Annotated in this window: 20 protein-coding genes; 17 read left to right on the top strand and 3 right to left on the bottom strand. The window is 69.6% G+C overall.

The features are described 5' to 3' along the window. Positions 1-121 precede the first annotated feature (121 nt). The 11 genes from ACSMXV_RS22810 to ACSMXV_RS22860 all read left to right on the top strand — a co-directional run bounded on the left by ACSMXV_RS22810 (position 122) and on the right by ACSMXV_RS22860 (position 10,660). A complete protein-coding gene (locus ACSMXV_RS22810) occupies positions 122-910 on the top strand; it encodes an aldose epimerase family protein (protein WP_473173169.1) in 789 nt (262 codons plus the stop codon). Positions 911-953: 43 nt separating this feature from the next. Then, positions 954-1,502 carry an orotate phosphoribosyltransferase gene (gene pyrE, locus ACSMXV_RS22815; protein ID WP_473173170.1) on the top strand — a complete coding sequence of 183 codons (549 nt, stop codon included), beginning with the start codon at positions 954-956 and terminating at the stop codon, positions 1,500-1,502. Between the two features lie 261 nt (positions 1,503-1,763). Next, positions 1,764-2,786, top strand: a complete 1,023-nt coding sequence (gene fbaA, locus ACSMXV_RS22820) for a class II fructose-bisphosphate aldolase (RefSeq protein WP_473173171.1) — start codon at positions 1,764-1,766, stop codon at positions 2,784-2,786. A 102-nt stretch (positions 2,787-2,888) separates the two neighbouring features. Beyond that, a complete protein-coding gene (locus tag ACSMXV_RS22825; RefSeq protein WP_181862998.1) occupies positions 2,889-3,302 on the top strand; it encodes a DUF3151 domain-containing protein in 414 nt (137 codons plus the stop codon). 154 nt (positions 3,303-3,456) lie between these two features. Beyond that, positions 3,457-4,302 carry a tryptophan 2,3-dioxygenase gene (locus ACSMXV_RS22830; RefSeq protein WP_473173172.1) on the top strand — a complete coding sequence of 282 codons (846 nt, stop codon included), beginning with the start codon at positions 3,457-3,459 and terminating at the stop codon, positions 4,300-4,302. After that, positions 4,295-5,557: a kynureninase gene (gene kynU / locus ACSMXV_RS22835; RefSeq protein ID WP_473173173.1), complete on the top strand. Its 1,263-nt coding sequence runs from the start codon at positions 4,295-4,297 to the stop codon at positions 5,555-5,557. The genes ACSMXV_RS22830 and kynU overlap by 8 nt, the downstream gene beginning before the upstream one ends. A 121-nt stretch (positions 5,558-5,678) precedes the next feature. Next, the gene (locus ACSMXV_RS22840) at positions 5,679-6,548 is read left to right on the top strand and encodes an alpha/beta hydrolase (protein WP_473173174.1); all 870 of its coding nucleotides are present in this window, start codon (positions 5,679-5,681) and stop codon (positions 6,546-6,548) included. A 123-nt stretch (positions 6,549-6,671) separates the two neighbouring features. Then, positions 6,672-8,039, top strand: a complete 1,368-nt coding sequence (locus ACSMXV_RS22845) for a sensor histidine kinase (RefSeq protein WP_473173175.1) — start codon at positions 6,672-6,674, stop codon at positions 8,037-8,039. Continuing rightward, positions 8,036-8,701 carry a response regulator gene (locus ACSMXV_RS22850; protein ID WP_473173176.1) on the top strand — a complete coding sequence of 222 codons (666 nt, stop codon included), beginning with the start codon at positions 8,036-8,038 and terminating at the stop codon, positions 8,699-8,701. Before ACSMXV_RS22845 ends, ACSMXV_RS22850 begins: the two co-directional genes overlap by 4 nt. Positions 8,702-8,758: 57 nt before the next feature. Continuing rightward, positions 8,759-9,967: a cytochrome P450 gene (locus ACSMXV_RS22855; RefSeq protein ID WP_473173177.1), complete on the top strand. Its 1,209-nt coding sequence runs from the start codon at positions 8,759-8,761 to the stop codon at positions 9,965-9,967. Positions 9,968-10,054: 87 nt separating this feature from the next. Next, positions 10,055-10,660 carry a Uma2 family endonuclease gene (locus tag ACSMXV_RS22860; protein ID WP_473173178.1) on the top strand — a complete coding sequence of 202 codons (606 nt, stop codon included), beginning with the start codon at positions 10,055-10,057 and terminating at the stop codon, positions 10,658-10,660. Positions 10,661-10,723: 63 nt separating this feature from the next. Here ACSMXV_RS22860 and ACSMXV_RS22865 read toward each other — a convergent pair whose 3' ends face one another. Next, positions 10,724-12,337 (bottom strand): ABC transporter permease, encoded by a 1,614-nt coding sequence (locus ACSMXV_RS22865; RefSeq protein ID WP_473173179.1) that lies wholly within the window; start codon positions 12,335-12,337, stop codon positions 10,724-10,726. Then, entirely contained in the window at positions 12,334-13,251 is a 918-nt protein-coding gene (locus tag ACSMXV_RS22870) for an ABC transporter ATP-binding protein (RefSeq protein WP_473173180.1), read from the bottom strand. The genes ACSMXV_RS22865 and ACSMXV_RS22870 overlap by 4 nt, the downstream gene beginning before the upstream one ends. Before the next feature lie 92 nt (positions 13,252-13,343). Here ACSMXV_RS22870 and ACSMXV_RS22875 point away from each other — a divergent pair, with 92 nt between their 5' ends. Beyond that, complete coding sequence (locus ACSMXV_RS22875; protein ID WP_473173181.1) at positions 13,344-13,841, top strand: GbsR/MarR family transcriptional regulator; 498 nt, start codon at positions 13,344-13,346, stop codon at positions 13,839-13,841. Positions 13,842-13,917: 76 nt separating this feature from the next. Here ACSMXV_RS22875 and ACSMXV_RS22880 read toward each other — a convergent pair whose 3' ends face one another. Further along, on the bottom strand, positions 13,918-14,790 hold the full coding sequence (locus ACSMXV_RS22880; RefSeq protein ID WP_473173182.1) for a diacylglycerol kinase family protein: 873 nt from the start codon (positions 14,788-14,790) through the stop codon (positions 13,918-13,920). A gap of 152 nt (positions 14,791-14,942) precedes the next feature. Between ACSMXV_RS22880 and ACSMXV_RS22885 the strand changes: the two genes are divergently transcribed. The 5 genes from ACSMXV_RS22885 to ACSMXV_RS22905 all read left to right on the top strand — a co-directional run bounded on the left by ACSMXV_RS22885 (position 14,943) and on the right by ACSMXV_RS22905 (position 22,377). Beyond that, positions 14,943-16,226, top strand: coding sequence for an adenylosuccinate synthase (locus ACSMXV_RS22885; RefSeq protein WP_181868026.1), 1,284 nt, complete (start codon positions 14,943-14,945; stop codon positions 16,224-16,226). Positions 16,227-16,354: 128 nt separating this feature from the next. Further along, positions 16,355-17,623 carry an AAA family ATPase gene (locus ACSMXV_RS22890; protein ID WP_473173183.1) on the top strand — a complete coding sequence of 423 codons (1,269 nt, stop codon included), beginning with the start codon at positions 16,355-16,357 and terminating at the stop codon, positions 17,621-17,623. Continuing rightward, positions 17,623-18,366 (top strand): RloB family protein, encoded by a 744-nt coding sequence (locus ACSMXV_RS22895; protein ID WP_473173184.1) that lies wholly within the window; start codon positions 17,623-17,625, stop codon positions 18,364-18,366. The genes ACSMXV_RS22890 and ACSMXV_RS22895 overlap by 1 nt, the downstream gene beginning before the upstream one ends. A gap of 80 nt (positions 18,367-18,446) precedes the next feature. Continuing rightward, entirely contained in the window at positions 18,447-21,164 is a 2,718-nt protein-coding gene (locus ACSMXV_RS22900; protein WP_473173185.1) for a type I restriction-modification system subunit M, read from the top strand. Further along, positions 21,154-22,377: a restriction endonuclease subunit S gene (locus tag ACSMXV_RS22905; protein WP_473173186.1), complete on the top strand. Its 1,224-nt coding sequence runs from the start codon at positions 21,154-21,156 to the stop codon at positions 22,375-22,377. Before ACSMXV_RS22900 ends, ACSMXV_RS22905 begins: the two co-directional genes overlap by 11 nt. Positions 22,378-22,404 lie beyond the last annotated feature (27 nt).

Below are 22,404 nucleotides of genomic sequence, written 5' to 3' on the forward strand. Positions count from 1 at the left end.
GTGCCCCCAGCAGGTGCCCCCAGGCGCTGGGGGTACCTCCTGCGCGGACCTGCCCGCGGGGCGGCCCCCGGCCCGGGGGACCCGGGCGGCACAGACCCCCACGACGCGTAGGGTCGGCAACGTGAGTAGTGGAGACATCACGCTGACCGCGGGCAACGCGGAGGTGACCGTGCAGCCCTCCAACGGCTGCCGACTCGGAAGTCTGCGGACCGACGGCATCGAACTGCTGCGCCAGGGCAACCGCTACGGCTGCTTCCCCATGGTCCCGTGGTGCGGCCGGATCAGGAACGGCCGCTTCCGGGACGGCGCCGTCGTGCACCAGATGCCGCTCAACGCCCCGCCGCACGCCATCCACGGCACGGCCCGCGACGGCAAGTGGCGAGCGGCGCGAGTGGAGAAGTCGTCGGCCGTGTTCACATACGACCTCACGGACCCCTGGCCGTACCAGGGACGCGTCAGCCAGGTCGTCGAGCTGACCGAGGACGCGCTGACGCTGACCATGTCCATCGAGACGTACGAGTCCTCCTTCCCGGCCCAGGCCGGCTGGCACCCCTGGTTCAACCGCAACCTGGGCGGCGAGGACGTACGACTCGATTTCGCCGCGGAGTGGCAGGAGGAGCGTGGGAGTGATCATCTGCCGACCGGGCGGCGTATCGCGCCGCGGCCCGGTCCCTGGGACGACTGCTTCGGGATGCCCGACGGCGTCGATGTCACCCTGACCTGGCCCGGGCAGCTGGAGCTGAACGTCAAGAGCCGCGAGCAGTGGGTGGTCGTGTACGACGAGCAGAACGAGGCCGTGTGCGTGGAGCCGCAGACCGGGCCCCCCGACGGCCTCAACTCCACCCCGCGCTTCGTCACCCCTCTGGAGCCGCTGGAGACCGCGACGACCTGGAGCTGGCGGCGCCTCTAGCCGACAGCCTGCCCTGCTTTGGCGTGCCTTTAAGCTGACAGACATGAGTGACGTACGCGGCGCGCTGCTGCAGCAGATCAAGGACAAGGCCGTGGTGCACGGCAAGGTGACCCTCTCCTCGGGTCTGGAGGCCGACTACTACGTGGACCTGCGCCGGGTCACCCTTGACGGCGTCGCCGCACCCCTGGTCGGTCAGGTCATGCTCGACCTGACCGCCGAGCTCGACTACGACGCGGTCGGCGGCCTCACCATGGGCGCCGACCCGGTCGCCGCGTCGATGCTGCACGCGGCCGCCGCCCGCGGAAAGTCCCTCGACGCGTTCGTCGTACGCAAGGCCGCCAAGGCCCACGGCCTGCAGCGACAGGTCGAGGGTCCGGAGATCAAGGGCCGCCGTGTCCTCGTCGTCGAGGACACGTCGACGACCGGTGGCTCGCCGCTCACCGCCGTCGAGGCGGTCCGGGCGGCCGGTGCCGAGGTGGTCGCCGTGGCGACGATCGTCGACCGCGCGACCGGGGCCGCCGAGAAGATCACCGAGGGCGCCGGTGTGCCGTATCTCTTCGCCTTCTCCAAGGACGAGCTGGGGCTGGACTGAGGGCCGACCGAGCGGTGCTCACTGAGCGCATGCGGTCGACGTCAACTCGTGACGTGTCGCCATGGGGCGGTCACCAGGCTTCTGACCTGGGGTTTTAGTAGAGGGCGGAAGGTTTCACGTGGAACCTTCCGCCCTTTGCGCGTAGAAGGTCCCATCCGTGGCTGGAGGATTCCGCCAGGTCTGGAAAGATGTGGCACGACGATGACGTCGCCCCCTAGGTCAGGGCCAAGAAGACACCCGCACATCACAAGGAGCGGACAGATGCCCATCGCAACCCCCGAGGTCTACAACGAGATGCTCGACCGGGCGAAGGCAGGCAAGTTCGCCTACCCGGCCATCAACGTGACGTCCTCGCAGACCCTGCACGCGGCGCTGCGCGGCTTCGCGGAGGCGGAGAGCGACGGCATCATCCAGATCTCCACCGGTGGCGCGGAGTTCCTGGGCGGCCAGTACAAGAAGGACATGGTCACTGGCGCCGTGGCGCTCGCCGAGTTCGCGCACATCGTCGCCGCGAAGTACGACATCACCGTCGCGCTGCACACCGACCACTGCCCGAAGGACAAGCTCGACGGCTACGTCCGCCCGCTGCTCGACATCTCCGCCGAGCGCGTCAGGGCCGGTCAGAACCCTCTCTTCCAGTCGCACATGTGGGACGGCTCCGCCGAGACCCTCGCCGACAACCTGGCCATCGGCCAGGAGCTCCTCGCCAAGGCCGCGGCTGCCAAGATCATCCTCGAGGTGGAGATCACCCCGACCGGCGGCGAGGAGGACGGCGTCAGCCACGAGATCAACGACGAGCTGTACACCACCGTCGAGGACGCGATCCGCACCGCCGAGGCGCTCGGCCTGGGCGAGAAGGGCCGCTACCTGCTGGCCGCCTCCTTCGGCAACGTCCACGGCGTCTACAAGCCGGGCAACGTCGTGCTCCGCCCCGAGCTGCTCAAGGACCTGCAGGCCGGTGTCGCGGCGAAGTACGGCAAGGCCGACCCGTTCGACTTCGTCTTCCACGGCGGTTCCGGCTCCACGGCCGAGGAGATCGCCACCGCCCTGGAGAACGGCGTCGTGAAGATGAACCTCGACACCGACACCCAGTACGCCTTCACGCGGCCCGTCGCGGACCACATGTTCAAGAACTACGACGGTGTCCTGAAGGTCGACGGCGAGGTCGGCTCCAAGAAGACCTACGACCCGCGCACCTGGGGCAAGTCTGCCGAGGCCGGCATGGCCAAGCGCGTCAGCGAGGCCTGCGCCAACCTGCGCTCCGCCGGCACCAAGCTGAAGTAACAGCCTGCATGACCGGCTGATTCGTCGGCCGCCTGTGCGTATCCGGGCCCGGCACCCCCCAGGGGTGCCGGGCCCGTCTGCGCGGCAAGGCAGACTGGGGCCATGGCCATTCACGAGAACCTGCTCGGGGGACCGCCCCCGACCCATCTGCCCGACGACCCGGAGCCCCGTGAGCTCCTGGCGAGCGGTACCGCGCCGGCCGACGTCGCCGCGAAGCACCCGACATCGTCGCTGGCCTGGGCCCAGCTGGCCGACGACGCGTTCCAGGGCGGTCGTGTCGTCGAGTCGTACGCGTACGCACGCACCGGCTACCACCGGGGCCTGGACGCATTGCGCCGCAGCGGCTGGAAGGGCCACGGCCCCGTGCCGTGGGAGCACGAGCCGAACCGCGGCTTCCTGCGCGCCCTGCACGCCCTCGCCCGCGCCGCGCAGGCGATCGGCGAGCAGGAGGAGTACGAGCGCTGCAGCCAGTTCCTGAAGGACTCCTCGCCGACGGCGGCCCAGACGCTGAGCTGAGCCCCGCGGTGACCCTGAGACCCGCCTGGCCCCTGTGACCAGGCGGGCCTTGCCGTCTCCGGGGACGATTGCGTAAGAATGCGCGGTGGGGACCGGGGCCCCCGTGCCGTCACGGCAGGGGCGGACCGCTACCCGGAGTACGTAGGAGACAGCAATGTCCCACGAGGTCTTCGACGGGGCTCAGGAGCAGCCCGAGACCCCGAACCTCGACTTCGAAGGAACCACCCCTTACGAGGACTACGTCCAGGCGGACGTCCTCACCCACCTCCAGCACCCGCTCTCGGACGATCCGGGAGAGATGGTCTTCCTGGTGACCACCCAGGTCATGGAGCTGTGGTTCACGGTCATCGTCCACGAGTGGGAGACGGCGTCGCGGGCGCTGCGCGAGGACGACCTGCCGGTGGCGCTGGCGGCGCTCAAGAGGTCCGTACGCGAGCTGGAGGCGCTCAACGCCTCCTGGACGCCGCTCGCCGGGCTGACCCCCGCACAGTTCAACTCGTACCGGTCCGCTCTCGGCGAGGGCTCCGGTTTCCAGTCCGCGATGTACCGGCGGATGGAGTTCCTGCTCGGCGAGAAGTCCGCGTCCATGCTGGTCCCGCACCGGGGTGCGCCGCGCGTGCACGCCGAGCTGGAGAAGGCGCTGCAGCAGCCGAGCCTCTACGACGAGGTGCTGCGGCTGCTGGCACGTCGCGGGTACGCGATCCCGGCGGAGGTCCTTCAGCGGGACCTGGCGCTGCGCTACGAGCCGTCGGCCAGGGTCGAGGCCGTGTGGACGGAGCTGTACTGCGGCGACCAGGACGCCGAGCTCGTACGGCTCGGCGAGGCGCTCACCGACGTCGCCGAACTGGTGTGGCGCTGGCGCAACGACCATCTCGTCGCCACCCGCAGGGCGATGGGCGCCAAGACCGGCACCGGCGGCTCGGCGGGCGTGGCCTGGCTGGAGAAGCGCGCTTCGAAGAACGTGTTCCCCGAGCTGTGGACGGCGCGCAGCCATGTCTGAGACGTACGAGTTCGCGGAGAAGTACGAGGAGAAGGCGGCGCAGGCCGCGAAGCTGGATGCCGCCGACGGACTGGCGGCCCTGCGCGACCGGTTCGTGCTCGACACTGCGTCTGATCATGCGGGCGGCGCCGCGGGCGTCTATCTGGACGGCAACTCGCTGGGTGCGCTGCCGCGCGCGGTTCCCGGGCGCGTCGAGGACGTCGTACGCCGGCAGTGGGGCGAGCTGCGCATCCGGTCCTGGGACGAGAGCGGCTGGTGGACGGCGCCGGAGCGGATCGGCGACCGTATCGCGCCGCTGGTCGGGGCCGCGCCCGGGCAGATCGTGGTCGGCGACTCCACCAGCGTCAATGTGTTCAAGGCGCTGGTGGCCGCTGTGCGTATGGCGGGGGAGGGCGGTTCTGCCGGTGCCGCTCCGCGCGACGAGATCGTCGTGGACGCCTCGACGTTCCCGACGGACGGGTACATCGCGGAGTCCGCGGCACGGATGACGGGGTGCCGGATCGTTCCGGTCCTCCCCGCCGACGTGCCGGGCGCGCTCGGTCCGCGTACGGCCGCCGTGCTGCTCAACCACGTCGACTACCGGACGGGCCGCCTGCACGACCTGCCCGGGCTCACCGCCGCCGTGCACGCCGCGGGCGCCCTGGCCGTGTGGGACCTGTGCCACAGCGCGGGCGCGCTGCCCGTGGAACTCGACGCACACGGTGTGGACCTGGCGGTCGGCTGCACCTACAAGTACCTCAACGGCGGGCCGGGTTCACCTGCGTATCTGTACGTGCGCCGGGAGCTCCAGCCGCGCTTCGACTCGCCGCTGCCGGGCTGGAACTCGCACGCCGAGCCGTTCGGGATGCGTCCCGAGTACGAGGCCGGATCGGGCGCGGTACGGGGCCGGGTCGGCACGCCGGACATCCTGTCCATGCTCGCCCTGGAGGCGGCGCTCGAGGTCTGGGACGGCGTCTCGATCGAGGCGGTGCGGGCCAAGTCGCTCGCGCTGACGGACTTCTTCCTGGAGTGCGTGGACGCGTATGTCCCTCGGGGGCTCGTCGAGTCGGTCACGCCCTCGGCTCATGCGGAACGCGGCAGCCAGGTCGCGCTGCGCTGTGAGGGCGCGGGTGATGTGATGCGGCGTCTCATCGAGCGCGGAGTCGTCGGTGACTACCGTGCGCCGGACATCCTGCGTTTCGGCTTCACACCGCTGTACGTGAGCTTCACCGAGGCGGAGAGGGCGGCTCGGGTGCTGGGGGACGTGCTGGCCTGACCGGCGCCCGTTGTGGGCAGGCGTTCCGGCAGGGCGCCTGCACACAACGGGGGTGCCGCGGTTGTGTGCCGTGGCGCTGATAATGTCCCGGCCAACCGCCGGAGCGCTGAGAGGTTGGATCATGTCGGAGGACGCCGCGCGTAGCGCCGCCGAGGAAGAGTCGGCCTTCTCGCACCCCGCCGTCCCGCCGGACGCCACCGTCACCTACGGCGACCATCCCGACCAGGTGATCGACCTCTATGCGCCCCGCGACGGCGCCCAGTCGGCACCCCTCGTCGTCGTGCTGCACGGCGGCGCCTGGCGTGCCGCGTACGACCGGGCGCACATCACGCCGTTCGCGGACTTCCTGGGCCGCCGGGGCTTCGCCGTCGCCAACGTCGAGTACCGGCGGGGCAGTCTGATTCCGGCGCAGGGCGGCGAAGGGCCCGTCGCCGGGCGCTGGCCGGACACCTTCGACGACGTCGCCGCCGCGCTCGACGCGCTGCCCGCGCTCGTACGCGAGGCGCTGCCGCAGGCGGACCCGCGCCGCACCGTCGTCACGGGGCACTCCGCGGGCGGGCATCTCGCGCTGTGGGCGGCCGCGCGCCATCTCCTCCCCGAGGACGCGCCGTGGCACATCGCGCGGCCCGGGCCGCTGCGCGGTGTCGTCGCGCTCGCGCCGATCGCCGACTTCGCGGTCGCCCGCAAGCTCGACGTGTGCTCGGGCGCGGTGGAGCAACTCCTCGGTGGAGAGGAGACGTTCGCGGAGCGGCTGCCGTATGCCGATCCCGCCGCGCTGCTGCCCACGGGTATCGCCACCACGCTCGTCCAGGGCCGGGGCGACATCGACGTGCCGCAGCAGGTCGCCGAGGCGTACGCGGACGCGGCGGCGAAGGCGGGCGAAGTGGTGGGGCTGACGCTGCTTGAGGACGTGGGGCACTTCCCGCTCATCGATCCGGCGGCGGACGCGTGCGCGGTGGTGGCGGAGGAGATCGCGCAGCTCGCGTGGTGAACGCGCCTCCGGATGCCGCCGGTTGTGGGCGCGCGCCGTTCCCGAAACGCCTCCGTAGTACCTGAGACGGACCCTGCAGGACCCTTCTTTCTGCTGACGACTCCGGACGGGCGCGGCCCTACCTTGCTGTACGTGACCGAGACCCGTACCCAGCCCCTCACGGCGGCCAAGCCGAAGTCCCGCAGTCCCGAGTACCACCTCGCCGTCGGGGTGCTCAGTGGGCTGCGCACGGACCTGTTCCACGACGTGTTCGCGTATCGCCTGCTGCCTCCCATGAGCGCCGACGGCACGCTGTTGCGCCGGTTCCCGCGCCGGCTGCGCGGGTACACGCCCTGGACGCCGCACGCGTTCGTGGTGGCGAGCGCACTGCTGACGCTGCTGATCGGGGTCGAGACCACCCGGTACTACACCAGCGATTTCGTGGCCCTGCTGATCGGCCTCATACCCGTGGGCGCGCTTCTGATGACCCTGGTCCGGCCGGTCGCCGCGTTCTGGATGTCCCTCGCGGTGACGCCGTTCGTCAGCATCCTCGCCGGCAGGGGCGAATGGCCGTGGGCACCCAGCACGTTCGTCGCGCACCTCGTGGTGCTGACGGTCGTCGCGGCCCGGACGCGGCCGCGTACCGCCGGCTGGATGTGGGTGCTGACCGCGCTGTACGGGCTGCTGGCCGAGGCCGCGCTGCCGCCGAGTTACTACGGCGGCGACACCGTGCCGTTCCTCTTCGTCTCCGCGCTGGCCCTGCTGGTCGTCACCGTCCGGCACGTCCGCCGTGAGGCGGCGAGGGAGGTCACCGCGCAGCAGACCGTCACCGCACACGAACGCTCCAAGCGCACCCTCCTCGAGGAGCGCACCACCATCGCCCGCGAGCTGCACGACGTCGTCGCCCACCACATGTCGGTGGTCGCGATCCAGGCGGAGGCCGCACCGTACCGAGTCGAGAACCCGCCGCCCGAGCTGGCGCAGGCCTTCGCGACGATCCGCGAGAACGCGGTGGCCGCGCTCACCGAACTGCGCCGCGTCCTCGGTGTCGTACGGGCCGAGGACTACGAGGCGCCCGACGCGCCGCAGCCGACGCTTGCGGACCTCGACGGGCTGCTCGCCAATGTGCGGGATGCGGGGCTGCCCGTGGAGAAGGCGGTCACCGGAGCGGTCCGTGAACTGCCGCAGGGTGTCGAGCTGTCCGCGTACCGCATCGTGCAGGAAGCGCTCAGCAACGCGCTGCGGCATGCGCCGGGCTCGACCGCCCGCGTCGAGATCGGTTACGTCATCGGCGGCCTCGGACTGCGTATCGTCAACGGTCCCGCGTCCGCGCCTGTCATGGTGAAGTCCACGCACGGGGCGGGTCACGGCATCACCGGCATGCGGGAGCGCGTCGCGATGCTGGGCGGTGAGATGACGGCGGAGCCGGCGGCCGACGGGGGCTATGAGGTGACGGTGTTCCTTCCGGTTCCGGTGGTGGAGGAGCCCGCGTCGGAGAGGGGCGACCGGTGACCATCCGGGTCCTGATCGCCGACGACCAGATGATGGTGCGCGAGGGCTTCTCGGTCCTGCTGAACGCAATGCCGGACATCGAGGTCGCAGGAGAGGCCGTGAACGGCCGTGAAGCCGTCCAGCGGGTACGGGAGCTCGCGCCCGACGTCGTCCTGATGGACATCCGTATGCCGGAGATGAACGGCATCGAGGCGACGCGCGAGATCGTGGCGGCGGACGGCGCCGCCAAGGTGCTCGTGCTGACGACGTTCGACCTCGACGAGTACGTCTACCAGGCACTGCGCGCCGGGGCCTCCGGCTTTCTGCTCAAGGACGCCTCGGCCCGGCAGCTCGCCGACGGCGTACGCGTCGTGGCGGCCGGAGAGGCGCTGCTCGCGCCGAGCGTCACCAAGCGGCTGATCACCGAGTTCTCGAAGCTCGCGGACGCACCGACCCTGCCGGCGGTGAGCCGCGGCGCGTACGGGGAGCTCACCGAGCGTGAGACGGAGGTGCTGGTGCTGATCGCGCAGGGGCTCTCCAACGCGGAGATCGCCGAGCGGCTCGTGGTGGCCGAGTCGACGATCAAGACGCATGTGAGCAGGGTGCTGGTGAAACTGGGGCTGCGGGATCGTACGCAGGCAGCGGTCTTCGCATACGAGGCGCGGTTGGTCACCCCTGGGTGACGGGGGCTCTGCTTCTCGGCGCTTTCCACCTCGTGGGCAAGCGGCTAGCGTCCCCGCATGGACGCACTGTTCGACCCCTGGTCGCCCGCCTTCGTCGCCGACCCCTATCCCGCCTACGCGGAGCTGCGCGCCCGTGGCCGAGTGCACTACTACGAGCCCACCAACCAGTGGCTCGTCCCGCGCCACGCCGACGTCTCCGCTCTGCTGCGCGACCGGCGGCTCGGGCGCACGTACCAGCACCGCTTCTCGCACGAGGAGTTCGGCCGCCAGGCCCCGCCGGCCGAGCACGAGCCGTTCCACGTGCTCAACGACCACGGGATGCTCGATCTCGAGCCGCCGGACCACACCCGGATCCGCCGCCTGGTGTCGAAGGCGTTCACGCCGCGTACCGTCGAGCAGTTGCGTCCGTATGTGCACCGGCTGGCGTCCGAGCTGGTCGGCGGGCTGGTCGCGGAGGGCGGCGGTGATCTGCTGACCGCCGTCGCCGAACCGTTGCCGGTCGCCGTCATCGCGGAGATGCTCGGCATTCCGGAGGCGGACCGGCCGCTGCTGCGGCCCTGGTCGGCGGACATCTGCGGGATGTACGAGCTGAACCCGCCCGAGGAGACGGCCCGCCGCGCGGTGCAGGCGTCGGTCGAGTTCTCCGCGTATCTGAGGGACCTGATCGAGGCGCGGCGCAAGGAGCCGGATGAGGATCTGATCTCCGGGCTGATCGCCGCGTACGACGAGGGCGAAAGGCTCACCGAGCAGGAGATGATCTCTACCTGCGTGCTGCTGCTGAACGCGGGGCACGAGGCCACGGTCAACGCCACCGTCAACGGCTGGTGGGCCCTCTTCCGCCACCCCGACCAGCTCGCCGCCCTCCGCGCCGACCGCTCCCTGCTGCCCACGGCCGTGGAGGAGCTGCTGCGTTACGACACCCCGCTCCAGCTCTTCGAGCGCTGGGTGCTCGACGACATCGAGATAGGCGGTACGACGATCCCGCGCGGCTCCGAGATCGCCATGCTCTTCGGCTCCGCCAACCGCGACGCGGACGCCTTCGCCGCCCCCGACACCCTGGACCTGTCCCGCACGGACAACCCGCACATCTCCTTCAGCGCGGGCATCCACTACTGCATCGGCGCCCCGCTCGCCCGTATCGAACTGGCCGCGTCCATGGCGGCGTTGCTGGACCAGGCCCCGACGCTGGGCCCGGCCGCCGAACCGGAGCAGAAGCCGAACTTCGTGATCCGGGGGCTGAAGGAGCTGCGGGTCGAGCTCGGCTGATCACCTGATGGGCTGATCACATGCGGAATTCGGTCTGCGGTCTGCCGGGCCTCGGCAAGCTGGTGCCTGCCTGAAAAGGAGGGCACCATGACGGTCATGGCAGAGCGCACGCCGCAGACGTTGCAGATGTCGGTGGAGGACTTCGAGAGGATCGCCATCTTCGCGGCCAAGGAAACCGAAGACGCCGTCAGGTTCGAGTTCATCAACGGACGGATCGGGGTCAAGAGGGTGGCGGACGGAGATCACGACACCATCGTGATGTGGCTGGCCAGGCGATGCATGCAGGCCCGGCCGGATCTCGACCTGTATCAGGGACGGGGTCTCAGGGTGGAGAAGTATCGCGAGGGCCGGGCGCGTCCAGATGCGACCCTCGTGCCCGAGGCGCATTTCGCGGGGCACGGCGAGTGGGCTGACCCCGAGGGTGCGCTGATGGTCGTCGAGGTCACCTCGTACGACTCCGACACCAACCAGCGGGATCGGCACGAGAAGCCTGCTGCATACGGCGAGGCAGGGATCCCGGTGTTCCTGCTCATCGACCGGGACGCCTGCACGGTCACCGTGTACAGCCACCCGGACGGGAGCGTCGGTGGCTACCGTGACACCCACACGGTGAAGTTCGGCGAGAAGGTCACCATCCCCGACCCCGTGGGCATCGAGCTCGACACGGAGACCCTCAAGAACTACGTGCGCTGACGGGACGGCACCGTGTCCCGGCCCGTGAGGGACCGGGACACATTGCGGACACGGCGCCGGCCGTCAAGTCGACAGGTCCCTGCGTCGCAGCCCCGCCAGGCCCGCCGCTGCCAGCGCCACCGCGATCAAGGTCAGCACCACCACCGGCGTCCACGCCATCTCCGGCCCCGGCAGCTTCGGCAGATGGCCGAACGGCGACAGGTTCATCACCGACTGGGGGATGTCGAGCGCCGGGCCGATCCAGCCGAGGGCCAGGGCCAGGCCCGCGGCCGCCCAGCCCGCCACCGCCGCCCTCGGGAAGATGCCGTAGAGGAACAGGGCCAGCGCACCGAGTGTCCAGATCGCCGGGACCTGGACCAGAGAGGCGCCCAGTACGGGGCCGAACTCCTTGCCGTAGCCGAGCGCCAGGCCGAGGCCGCCGATCAGCGTGATCAGCGCCGCGCCGCCGAAGGCGATCAGCAGGTGGCCGCTCGCCCAGCGCAGTCGGCCGACCGCGTTCGCCAGTACCGGTTCGGCGCGCCCTGAGGTCTCCTCGGCGCTCAGCCGCAGCACAGACTGCACCACGTACAGCGCGGCGACCATGCCGAGCATGCCGACCATCGCGGCGAGGAACGCGTCGGTCAGGCCCGCCTGGCCGCCCATGCGCTCGAAGATCTGACGGGCGTCCTCGTTGTCGCCGACCAGATCGGCCGCGCCCTCCGTCATTCCGCCGAATACGAGCCCGGCGAGCAGGAAGCCGGTGCTCCAGCCGACGACGCTGCCGCGCTGCAGCCGCCAGGCCAGTCCGGTCGCGGTGGTGATCCGGCCCTCGGCCGGGCCCGGGCGGGTCGGCAGGAAGCTCATCCCGGCGTCGCGCCGCTCGGTGAGGACGTATCCGATGCCCAGCTGGACCACGACCGCCGCCGCGAGGAGCAGCAGGGCCCACCAGCGTTCGTCCGCGTACGGCCGGGCGTTCTCGGCCCAGCCGAGCGGCGAGAGCCAGGTCAGCACGGACGAACCGTCGTCATCCGCCGAGTCGCCCGTCGCCCTCAGCAGGAAGGCGGCGCCGAGCACCGCGGCCGTGAGGCCCCTGGCGAACCGGGCGCTCTCGGTGAGCTGCGCCATGATCGCCGCCATACCCGCGAAGAGCATGCCGATGCCGCCGATGGCGAGGCCGAGCGCGAGCGCACCGCCGATGCCCTGACCCGACAGTCCCGCGGCGATGAGCAGAGCCACCGCCGTGTTGGCGACCAGCGCCGCGAGCAGCGCAGCCGTCAGCGGTGCCCTGCGGCCCACCACGGCGGAGGCCAGCAGTTCGTGGCGGCCGGTCTCCTCTTCCTCCCGGGTGTGCCGGATGACGATCATCAGGCTCATCACCGCTGCCAGGACGGCCGCGAAGCCGCCGAACCGCCAGGCGACGATCGCCCCGAGCGAATCCCCGAACACCGGCCCGTACATCGCGCGCATCGAGCCGTTGGCGCTCATGTCCGCGGCAAGCTCCGCGCGCTTGGCGGTCGTGTCGTAGAGCTGCCCGATGGACGAGACGCCGCTGACGACCATCAGGACGACCACGGCCACCCACACCGGCATCATGACCCGGTCGCGGCGCAGCGCGAGCCTCAGCAGGGTGCCCGTGCCGGCCAGCGGACGCGTCCCGCCCGCGCGAGTCGCGAACCGTGGTGCGGTCACGGCGGTCATCGGGCCATCGCCCCTTCCGCGTCGGACCGTACGTCGTCCTGGTAGTGGCGCAGGAACAGCTCCTCCAGCGTGGGCGGCGTCGAGGTCAGCGACCGTACGCCCGACTCCGTCAGCGACCGCAGCACGGCGTCGAGCTTGTCGGTCTCGACCTGCAGCCTGACCCGATGGCCCTGGACGTCGAGGTCGTGCACGCCCGGCAGGTGCGAGAGCCCGTTCGGTGGACCGGCGAGTTCGGCCGTCACGCTCGTACGGGTCAGATGCCGCAGTTCGGCGAGCGAGCCCGACTCGACGGTCTGGCCCTTGCGGATGATGCTCACGCGGTCGCAGAGCGCCTCGACCTCGCTGAGCACATGGCTGGAGAGCAGGACGGTACGCCCGCGCTCGCGCTCCTCGGCGACGCAGTTCTGGAAGACCTCCTCCATGAGCGGGTCGAGCCCGGAGGTCGGCTCGTCCAGGATCAGCAGGTCCACGTCGGAGGCGAAGGCGGCGACCAGGGCGACCTTCTGCCGGTTGCCCTTGGAGTAGGTGCGGCCCTTCTTCGTCGGGTCGAGCTCGAACCGCTCGATGAGGTTCGCGCGCCGCGCCTTGTCGAGTCCTCCGCGCAGCCGCCCGTAGAGGTCGATGACCTCGCCACCGCTGAGGTTCCGCCACAGGGTGACATCGCCCGGGACGTAGGCGACGCGGCGGTGGAGCTCGACCGCGTCGGCCCAGGGGTCCATGCCGAGCATCTGCGCGGCGCCGGAGTCGGCGCGCAGCAGCCCGAGGAGGACGCGGATGGTGGTGGACTTCCCCGCGCCGTTGGGACCGAGGAAGCCGTGGACCTCACCGGTCTCGACCTCCAGGTCGAGGCCGTCCAGCGCGCGGGTCCTGCCGAACGCCTTGTGCAGGCCCGAGACAGTGATCGCCTTCGTCATGCTTCGAAGCTACGGTACTTTCACAAAGTTGTGAAGTTAAGAAACCGTATAAACTTCCGACGGGTGCGGGGAGCCAGGGAGATGATCAGGACATGACGGATACGGCTGGCGTGGAACGGGACCCGGAGACCGTCTCGCGGTTCGTGGAGCACTTCGCGGCGCAGCTCGTCGAGGCGGGCGTACCGCGCATGCCGGCCCGGGTCTTCGCCGCGCTGCTCGCCTCCGACACGGGCACGCTCACCTCCGCCGGGCTGGGCGAACGGCTGAAGGTCTCCCCGGCCGCGGTCTCCGGCGCGGTGCGCTACCTCGCGCAGGTGCACCTGGTGTCCCGCGAGCGCGAGCCCGGCTCCCGGCGGGAGCGGTACCGGGTGCACAGCGACCAGTGGTACGAGGCCCTCACCAATCGTGAAGCGCTCATCAAGCGCTGGGAGGACGCCCTGCGCGAGGGCGTCTCCAGCCTGGGTGCCGACACCCCGGCGGGCCGCCGCCTCGCCGAGACCCTCGCCTTCTTCGAGTTCATGGAGGGGGAGGTGGACGCCATGATGGAGCGCTGGCGCCTGCATCGCGACAGGACCTTCGGCAGCGGCTGATCCCGACAGGACCTTCGGCAGCGGCAGATCCCAGGACGGCTGATCCGGGACGACCCACCCTCACCTGGGCAACGCCTCACCCAGGCAACGTCAACCCCAGTGCCCCCGCCCGCACCGTCCACGTCCGGCTTCGTACCGGGCCCGAGACCAGGGCGTCCGCGCGGTAGCGGAAGTCCGTTCCCGAGACCGTCACGCTGTGGCCCGCTGCCCGCAGGGGGGCCGCCTCCGCGCCCACGGAGGACGGGTGGACCTCGACGTGGGCGGCGCCCGAGCCGTTCGGGGTCACGGACACCGCCTCCAGGGGCTGGTCCAGGTCGACCAGTGTCACGCCGTCCACCTCTACCCGCAGCCGGGCGGGCCGGGGCCCGGCGCCGGTGTCGGGCACGGCGACCCGGGACGGTCGCGCCGGCACCAGCGTCCGCACGAGCGACCGGCAGGTGTGCAGCCAGGGGCGTACCCTCGGCACCACTGTCGCCGCCGTCGCCCCCGCCTGGCCGTCATGCGCGGCGGCCTCCCGCAAGGTCAGCGGGGGGATCCGCAGCGCCCCGAGCACCACCCCGTCACTATCGTCGACCAGCAGATCCAGCCGCCGCTCGACGCCCTCCAGTACGGCCCGTGCCGCCGCCACCGTCCCCGTGGGCACCCCGAGCGCTTCCGCCAGCGACAGCGAGGCCCCCACCGGCACCAGCGAGAGCACGGCCGATGCCAGCTCCCGCTCCCGGTGCAGCAGGGCGACCGCGCTCGCCAGGGCCCGGTCGTCGCCGATCACCACGGGTCTCCGGGACCCTCTCCGGGCAAGAGCCCTGGCAAATTCCTCGGGCCCGTCCGGGAGGCAGATTTTCGTCGCCGCACCCGCGCTGAGCACGTCTTTCGCAATCCGTACCGACTCGCCATCGCTGCGCCGGGCCACTGGATCGATCACCACCAGCAGCTGGTCGGAAGCCGCCACCTCGGTCCTGCCTCGCTTCCTCGGGTAGCATCTTGGTGCAAGAGCCCCTTGCGCTATTGCGCCAGGGGCTTCGTCTATTCCGGGGCACACCGGTACGGGCGGCTTCGGCCCCCTGACCCTGGACATGCCCCGCCCGGAAGGGGTGTACGCCTGTGCCCGCACTTGTGCTGCTCGGTGCTCAGTGGGGTGACGAAGGCAAGGGAAAGGCCACCGACCTGCTCGGTGGATCCGTGGATTATGTGGTGCGCTACCAGGGTGGTAACAACGCCGGCCACACGGTGGTCGTCGGCGACCAGAAGTATGCACTCCACCTCCTCCCTTCCGGAATCCTCTCCCCGGGATGCGTCCCGGTCATCGGCAACGGCGTCGTCGTCGACCCGTCGGTCCTGCTCTCCGAGCTGAGCGGTCTGAACGAGCGCGGCGTGGACACGTCGAAGCTGCTGATCAGCGGCAACGCGCACATCATCACGCCGTACAACGTCACCGTCGACAAGGTGACGGAACGCTTCCTCGGGAAGCGGAAGATCGGCACCACCGGCCGCGGCATCGGCCCGACGTACGCCGACAAGATCAACCGTGTCGGCATCCGCGTCCAGGACCTGTACGACGAGTCGATCCTGCAGCAGAAGGTCGAGGCTGCCCTCGACGTCAAGAACCAGCTGCTCACCAAGCTCTACAACCGCCGCGCGATCTCCGCGGACCAGGTCGTCGAGGAGCTGCTCGGCTACGCCGCCCAGATCGAGAGCTACGTCGCCGACACGACCCTGATCCTCAACGACGCCCTCGACCAGGACAAGGTCGTCCTCTTCGAAGGCGGCCAGGGCACGCTGCTCGACATCGACCACGGCACCTATCCCTTCGTCACCTCCTCGAACCCGACCGCGGGCGGCGCCTGCACGGGCACGGGTGTGGGCCCGACGAAGATCAGCCGCGTCATCGGCATCCTCAAGGCCTACACGACGCGCGTCGGCGCTGGCCCCTTCCCGACCGAGCTCTTCGACGCGGACGGCGAGGCGCTGCGCCGCATCGGCGGCGAGCGGGGCGTGACCACCGGCCGCGACCGCCGCTGCGGCTGGTTCGACGCGGTGATCGCGCGTTACGCGACCCGCGTGAACGGCCTGACCGACTTCTTCCTCACCAAGCTGGACGTCCTGACCGGCTGGGAGGAGATCCCGGTCTGCGTCGCGTACGAGATCGACGGCAAGCGCGTCGAGGAGCTCCCGTACTCCCAGTCCGACTTCCACCACGCGAAGCCGGTCTACGAGACGCTCCCGGGCTGGTCCGAGGACATCACGGGCGCCAAGTCGTTCTCCGACCTCCCGAAGAACGCCCAGGCGTACGTCAAGGCGCTGGAGGAGATGTCCGGCGCCCCGATCTCCGCGATCGGGGTGGGCCCCGGCCGCGACGAGACGATCCAGATCAACTCGTTCCTCTAGGACAACCCCCAGTACGCGTCCGGCGGTCGGCCTTCCCCGAGAGCCGGCCGCCGGACGCGTACAAGGGCCGCGCATCCGACCCGCAGACCCGGCGGCGTGACTAATCTTTCCGCCATGAAGGAGCCAGGATGCTGCTGAGATTCCGGGTGGCGAACGTCCGGTCGCTGCGCGACGAGCAGGAATTGTCGTTCGTCGCGCCTGAGGAGGCCGAGGCGGAGCGCACCGTCGCCCGCGAGACGGTGCTCTCCGACGGCCGTCGGCTCCCCGTCCACACCGTGCTCGGTGTCTTCGGCGCCAACGCGTCCGGCAAGTCCAACGTCGTGGCCGCCCTGAAGAACATGCGCCACGCGGTGCTGCGCTCCTACGCCGACTGGACCTCCTACGACGGCATTCCGCGCGACGAGTTCGCCCTCGACCCGAAGGCCGCGTCGGAGACATCCCATTACGAGGCGGACATCCTCCTTGGAGACGGCGTCCGCTGGACCTACGGCTTCGAACTGGGTTCCCGCCGGGTTGAGGCGGAATGGCTCTACGCCTACCCCAAGGGCCGCCGTCAGGTCTGGTACGAGCGGGACGCGACCCGCGAGAACCCCTTCGATTTCCCTGGTGACCGGGTCCACGACCGCACCCGCCTGGCCCGCACCATGGCCCCGGACGCACTGCTGCTCACGCGTGCCGGAAACTCCGGCCACGAACAGCTCATGCCCGTCTTCGACTGGTTCAGAGAGAACCTCTGGGACGTTACCCCGGAGACGGAGCGCACCCAGCGCGAGGACTACACGGCCCTGCGTCTGCTGCGCAACCAGGACTTCCGGCGGCGGGCCGAGGAACTGCTGCGCGTGGCCGATCTCGGCATCGCCGGGGTGGAGGTCGAACAGACCTCGTCCGGTCGGCCACTGGTCCGGCTGGAGCATGCCGGAGGCGGCGGGAAGACCCTCATGGACTGGGAGGCGGAGTCCTGGGGCACCCGCTCGTGGTTCGCCCTGATCGGCCCGTTGCTGCTGGCCCTCGACACCGGCGCGGTGCTCCTGGTCGACGAGCTCGACTCCAGCCTGCATCCGCGCTTCGCGGCCGAGGTCGTGCGTCTCTTCCAGTCGTCCCGGGTGAACCGCAAGGGCGCGCAACTCGTCTTCACCGGTCATGATCCCTCCCTGCTGCGCGCGCCGGGCGGCGGCCGGCTGCTGCAACCGGGCCAGATCTGGCTCACGGAGAAGGACGAGCGCGGCGCCACCGCTCTGTCCTCCGTCGCCGACTGGGAGCCGACGGAGGAGGAGGACTTGATGACCTCCTACCTCGCGGGTTCGTTCGGAGCGGTGCCGAACGTGTCGGAGGGGCAGATCGGACGGCGGCTGCTGCGGGCGGACGAGTTGGCGCGGACGGAGGCGGAAGAGGGCTGATGGCGAGGACAAGGGGCGGGGACGGCATCAACCGGAGGAAGAGCGGAGGCGGGACGAAGGGCCGATCCAGCAGGCCCCGCCAGGTCTACGTCTTCACCGAGGGCGAGGTCACCGAGCCCGAGTACGTCGACATCATCGTGAAGAACGGCACCCCGGCCAAGGCAGGGGAGACCGTCCAGCACCACATCGGCAACCCCAACGCCGAGAGCAAGCTGCGCAAGCCCTTACGCCTGGTCCAGGAGGCCGTTCGCACCCTGCGCAGGGTGGAGCGGGAGGCGAAGGACGCCGGGCTGAAGCAGGAGAAGGACTGGAACTGGCCGCAGGTGTGGGTGCTCTTCGACCGCGACGACCACCCGTCCATTGCGGAGGCCAGACGCCTCGCCGACAAGGAGGGGGTCAAGATCGCATACTCGCACCCCTGCTTCGAACTGTGGCGGCTGCTCCACTACACGAACTACACCAGCAGCTTCGGCGGCGTCTGCGGTGACGCCAGCAGCCGCCTGCGGTCGCGTCCCGGTTTCGCGGCGACGTACGGGCGCAATGTGCGCGCCGTGAGCGAGGCGCAGGCCAAGCACGTGCGCGAGGAGCAGGTGCTCAGCGCGGACGGCAGCCGCTACCGCGACGCCAAGAGGTACGCGCAGGCGATCAACAAGCGCTGCGATTCGCCGAATCCGAACGACTGGGACCCCTATACCGACGTCTGGCGCTTCGTGGAGGAAGGACTGCTCCTCGGCGGCTACTAGGCTGAGGGGTCGTACTACTCCGTGGCGGAGCGGTGCACCGCTCTGCCCGCCCGCCTGCTCATACCTTTGGGAGCCCGTACGTGGCCAAGCTCACGCTCGACCAACTGGAGCGCCACCTCTTCGCGGCGGCGGACATCCTGCGCGGCACGATGGACGCCGCCGAGTACCGCGACTTCCTCCTGGTCCTGCTCTTCCTCAAGCGCGCCAACGACGAGTTCGAGGCCGCGCGCGAGGAGATCATCGAGAAGGAGATGGCTGCCGGAGCCTCGCGCGCGGAGGCGGAGGAGGAGGCCGACGAGCCGGCCAACTACACGGCCCGCCGGATCATGTACGTCCCGCCGGAGGCGCGTTGGCAAGGACTGGCCGACGCGGTGGACGACGTAGCCACGAAGCACCTCCAACCCGCGCTCGACGCGATGGAGGGTCAGAAGGGCAACGAGCGGCTGCGCGGACTGTTCAACCACATCAACTTCAACCGCATCGGCGGGGGCGGTGGCACCGGGGCGGCGGCCGCCAAGCTGGCGGACAAGCGGCTGGCCGCGCTCATCGGGCACTTCGGCACCCTGGGGCTGCGCGGCGACGACTTCGAGTTCCCCGACGTCATCGGTGCTGCGTACGAGTACCTGCTGAAGGACTTCGCCGACTCGGCGGGCGCCAAGGGCGGTGAGTTCTATACCCCGCGCGCGGTGGTGCGGATGATGGTCGAACTGGCCCGGCCCCGCCCCGGCCACAGCGTGTACGACCCGTGCGTCGGATCGGGCGGCATGCTCATCCACGCCAAGGAGTACGTCGAGGAGCACGGCGGCAACACCGAGGATCTGGCCCTGGCCGGGCAGGACGCCAACAACGGCTCCTGGGTCATGGCCACCATGAACATGCTGTTCCACGGCGCCCACGACTTCGACCTGAAGACCGGCGACACCCTGACGCAGCCGCTCCATCTGGACCGCTCGTTCGACGTGGTGCTCAGCAACCCGCCCTTCTCCATGGACTACCGGGCCGCGGACATCGACGACATCGACGACCGCATGCAGTACGGCCAGACGTCCGAGAAGGGCAAGGCCGACCTGATGTTCCTCCAGCACATGCTGCACATGGTGAAGGGGCGTGGCGGCTCCGTCTTCACCGTCATGCCGCACGGCGTGCTGTTCCGCGGCGGCGCCGAGGAGAAGATCCGGGCGAAGATCATCGAGGACGACCTGCTGGAGGCCGTGATCGGCTTGCCCTCCAACGTCTTCTACGGCACCGGCATCCCGGCCTGCGTACTGGTGCTGCGCTCGCGGGGCCGGAAGCGGGACGGCCGGGACGACAAGGTCCTCTTCATCAACGCGGACCGCGAGTTCCACTCCGAGCGGGCCCAGAACGTGCTGCTGCCCGAACACGTGGAGAAGATCGTCTCCACCTTCCACGCCAAGGCGGGAACGGACGTGCCGCGCTTCGCGCGGTGGGTGAAGCGGGACGAGATCCGGAAGAACAAGTACAACCTCAACATCCGCCGCTACGTCGACAACACCCCGCCGCCCGAGCCGCAGGACGTGCGGGCGCACCTGACGGGTGGCGTGCCGAGGGCGGAGATCGAGGCGCCGGAGAAGGCAGCGGTGCTGTCGGCGTACGAGGTCGAGCTCACGGACCTGTTCGCCGAGCGCGACGGTGACTCGTCCGAGTACGTCGACTTCCTGCCGGAAGACCGGCGCCCCGACGCCGACCGGCTGTCCGCACTGGCGGAGGACCGGGAACGGGAACTCCGGGAGACGTTCGCCAAGTGGTGGGCCACGGAGACGGAGAAGATCGCCAAGCTGGCGCCGTACGAGGGCGATGACCGCACGGAGTCCGAGAAGCGTGCACAACTCGCCCGGCTCCGCGCCGACTTGATCGATTCCTTCCGCGAACAGTTGCTGAACGTCGGCCTGCTGGACCAGTACGCGCTCGCCGGCGCGGTCGCCGGGTGGTGGCAGGAGGCCCGGAACGAACTGAAGGCGCTTGCGGAGAACGGCTTCAAGGGCGTCGTCGAGGGCTGGGTCGACACGGTCGAGACCCTGCTGGAGCCGGAACCCAACCCATGGACGGGTGGCGCGCGAAAGCGGACCGCTGCCGAGCGGCGACAGGCGTACGGGCACAAGGTCGTCGCCCGCATCGCGCCCAAGTTCCTGAAGGATCTGGCTGACGCTGACGCGGAGAAGGCGCGGCTGGACGCGAAGGTGAAGGCGGCCGAGGAGGCGGAGGCAGCGCGGGCGGCTGCGGCGCTGGGGGTCGCGGAGGACGACGAGTCCTCCGACTCCACCGAGGGCGCACCCGTACTTGACCCGGCGGTTGCCGAAGCGCTGCTCACCGAGGCCGACTTGAAGAGGGCGAAGCGGGATCGCACATCTGCGGGCAAGGCCGTGAAGGCGCTGGAGGAGGCGTTTTATCCGCTGGACGGCCTGGGCGCGGGGGCTGCGTCGAAGGCCGCTAAGTCGTCCAAGGCCGCTGAGTCCGCCGCCACCTCCGACGACGCGGCCGGCCAGACGACCCTCGACGTGACGCTCCCCGCCGAGCCCGACCGCCCCACGCCCGGTCTGCACGAGGCCCGCGACGCACTTGACGAGGCGGGCGCCCGCGACATCGTCCTCGGCATCCTCCGCGACGACCTGGCATCGAAGCTGGAGGGCCATGTCGTCCGCAGACGGCGCGAGTTGATCGACACGTACCTGGGCTGGGAGCGCAAATACCTGGTCTCGCTGCGCGACATCGAGGCGCGGCGCGAGGCTGCCGCCGAGCGGTTGAACGGGTTCCTGAAGGAGCTGGGCTATGCCGGATGAGCAGGCCGCATTGGTGCCTCTGGAGTATTACCTGGCCAGCCCGCCTCGAAATGGTTATTCGCCGGTTGAAAGCGCGGATTGGACCGGAGTGCAAATGCTCGGTCTTGGGTGCCTGACGCCGGATGGATTCGTCCCCAGGCAGCTCAAAAATGCGCCTAGTGGAATCACGGCGACACATCCGGCGATTCTCCGGGATGGTGACCTCTTGATGAGTCGGGCCAACACGCGGCAGTTGGTCGGGCTTGTCGGCAGGTACCGTGATGTGGGTTCAATCTGCATCTACCCCGACCTCATGATGCGGCTAGAGACGGCCGGAAATTGCATCCCTGAATTCATGGAGATCGTACTGCGCTCACCTGCTGTCCGCCGATCCTTGTCAGGTAAGGCTCAAGGAACATCGGAAAGCATGGTGAAGATCTCCGCAGAAGCTGTTCGATCTTTGCGCGTGCCGCTACTTTCGATGGCAGAGCAACGATGGATCGTTGAGACCTTGGATGCGGTTGCCCAAAGGGAGCGGGCTTCGGAGGTAGCGATCTCCAAGCTACGCTCTGTCCGGCTCGGTGTTGTGCTGAGTGGTATGAAAGCGATCGAGGCTACTGCCGTACCAGGAGGTTGGGAACGCGTTCCGCTGAAGGACGTCGTTCCGTCAGCCGACTACGGCATCTCTGTCGCCCTGAATGGTGACCCGAGCGGAATCCCTACTCTCCGCATGAACAACCTCCGTGACGGTCGACCCGATCTCAAGGAGTTGCGCTACTCGCCGCAAGAGGTGGAATCTCGTTATCTTCTGCGAGTAGGTGACGTGTTGTTCAACAGGACCAACAGTATCGAGCATGTAGGCCGCGCAGGGATCTGGCGAGGGGAACTCGAAAGGGCCACCTTCGCATCCTATTTGGTTCGCTTGAATCCTGATGTCAGGCGACTCGACCCGCGCTACCTGGTGGAATGGCTCCAGCATCCAGTGATCCGTCAACGAGTGCGTTCGATTGCAACGATCGCAGTCCAGCAGGTCAACGTGAACCCTTCACGACTCCGCGAGTTGGAAATCGACCTACCCGTCGACTTGTCGGACCAGGCCAAGCTGGTTTCCACCCTGGATACTTGCGATCAGCAAATCGCTGCGGAGATCGACAACCTTGAGAAGATTCGCACGATGAAGCAAGGCCTGGCTTCCCAGTTGCTCAGTGGAGAGCTCACCTCAGCAGCCGCGTAAGAACGGCGTCGGCGCGTACTACCGGGA

The organism is Streptomyces sp. DSM 42067, from assembly GCF_055792885.1.

Bases quoted from the DNA above. Each gene is read 5' to 3' on its own strand.
- ACSMXV_RS22860 (WP_473173178.1), top strand. From the start codon at position 10,055: ATGACGGTCATGGCAGAGCGCACGCCGCAGACGTTGCAGATGTCGGTG.
- ACSMXV_RS22840 (WP_473173174.1), top strand. From the start codon at position 5,679: ATGTCGGAGGACGCCGCGCGTAGCGCCGCCGAGGAAGAGTCGGCCTTC.
- ACSMXV_RS22875 (WP_473173181.1), top strand. From the start codon at position 13,344: ATGACGGATACGGCTGGCGTGGAACGGGACCCGGAGACCGTCTCGCGG.
- pyrE (WP_473173170.1), top strand. From the start codon at position 954: ATGAGTGACGTACGCGGCGCGCTGCTGCAGCAGATCAAGGACAAGGCC.
- ACSMXV_RS22890 (WP_473173183.1), top strand. From the start codon at position 16,355: ATGCTGCTGAGATTCCGGGTGGCGAACGTCCGGTCGCTGCGCGACGAG.
- kynU (WP_473173173.1), top strand. From the start codon at position 4,295: ATGTCTGAGACGTACGAGTTCGCGGAGAAGTACGAGGAGAAGGCGGCG.
- ACSMXV_RS22870 (WP_473173180.1), bottom strand. From the start codon at position 13,251: ATGACGAAGGCGATCACTGTCTCGGGCCTGCACAAGGCGTTCGGCAGG.
- ACSMXV_RS22905 (WP_473173186.1), top strand. From the start codon at position 21,154: ATGCCGGATGAGCAGGCCGCATTGGTGCCTCTGGAGTATTACCTGGCC.
- ACSMXV_RS22825 (WP_181862998.1), top strand. From the start codon at position 2,889: ATGGCCATTCACGAGAACCTGCTCGGGGGACCGCCCCCGACCCATCTG.
- fbaA (WP_473173171.1), top strand. From the start codon at position 1,764: ATGCCCATCGCAACCCCCGAGGTCTACAACGAGATGCTCGACCGGGCG.
- ACSMXV_RS22895 (WP_473173184.1), top strand. From the start codon at position 17,623: ATGGCGAGGACAAGGGGCGGGGACGGCATCAACCGGAGGAAGAGCGGA.
- ACSMXV_RS22830 (WP_473173172.1), top strand. From the start codon at position 3,457: ATGTCCCACGAGGTCTTCGACGGGGCTCAGGAGCAGCCCGAGACCCCG.
- ACSMXV_RS22855 (WP_473173177.1), top strand. From the start codon at position 8,759: ATGGACGCACTGTTCGACCCCTGGTCGCCCGCCTTCGTCGCCGACCCC.
- ACSMXV_RS22865 (WP_473173179.1), bottom strand. From the start codon at position 12,337: ATGACCGCCGTGACCGCACCACGGTTCGCGACTCGCGCGGGCGGGACG.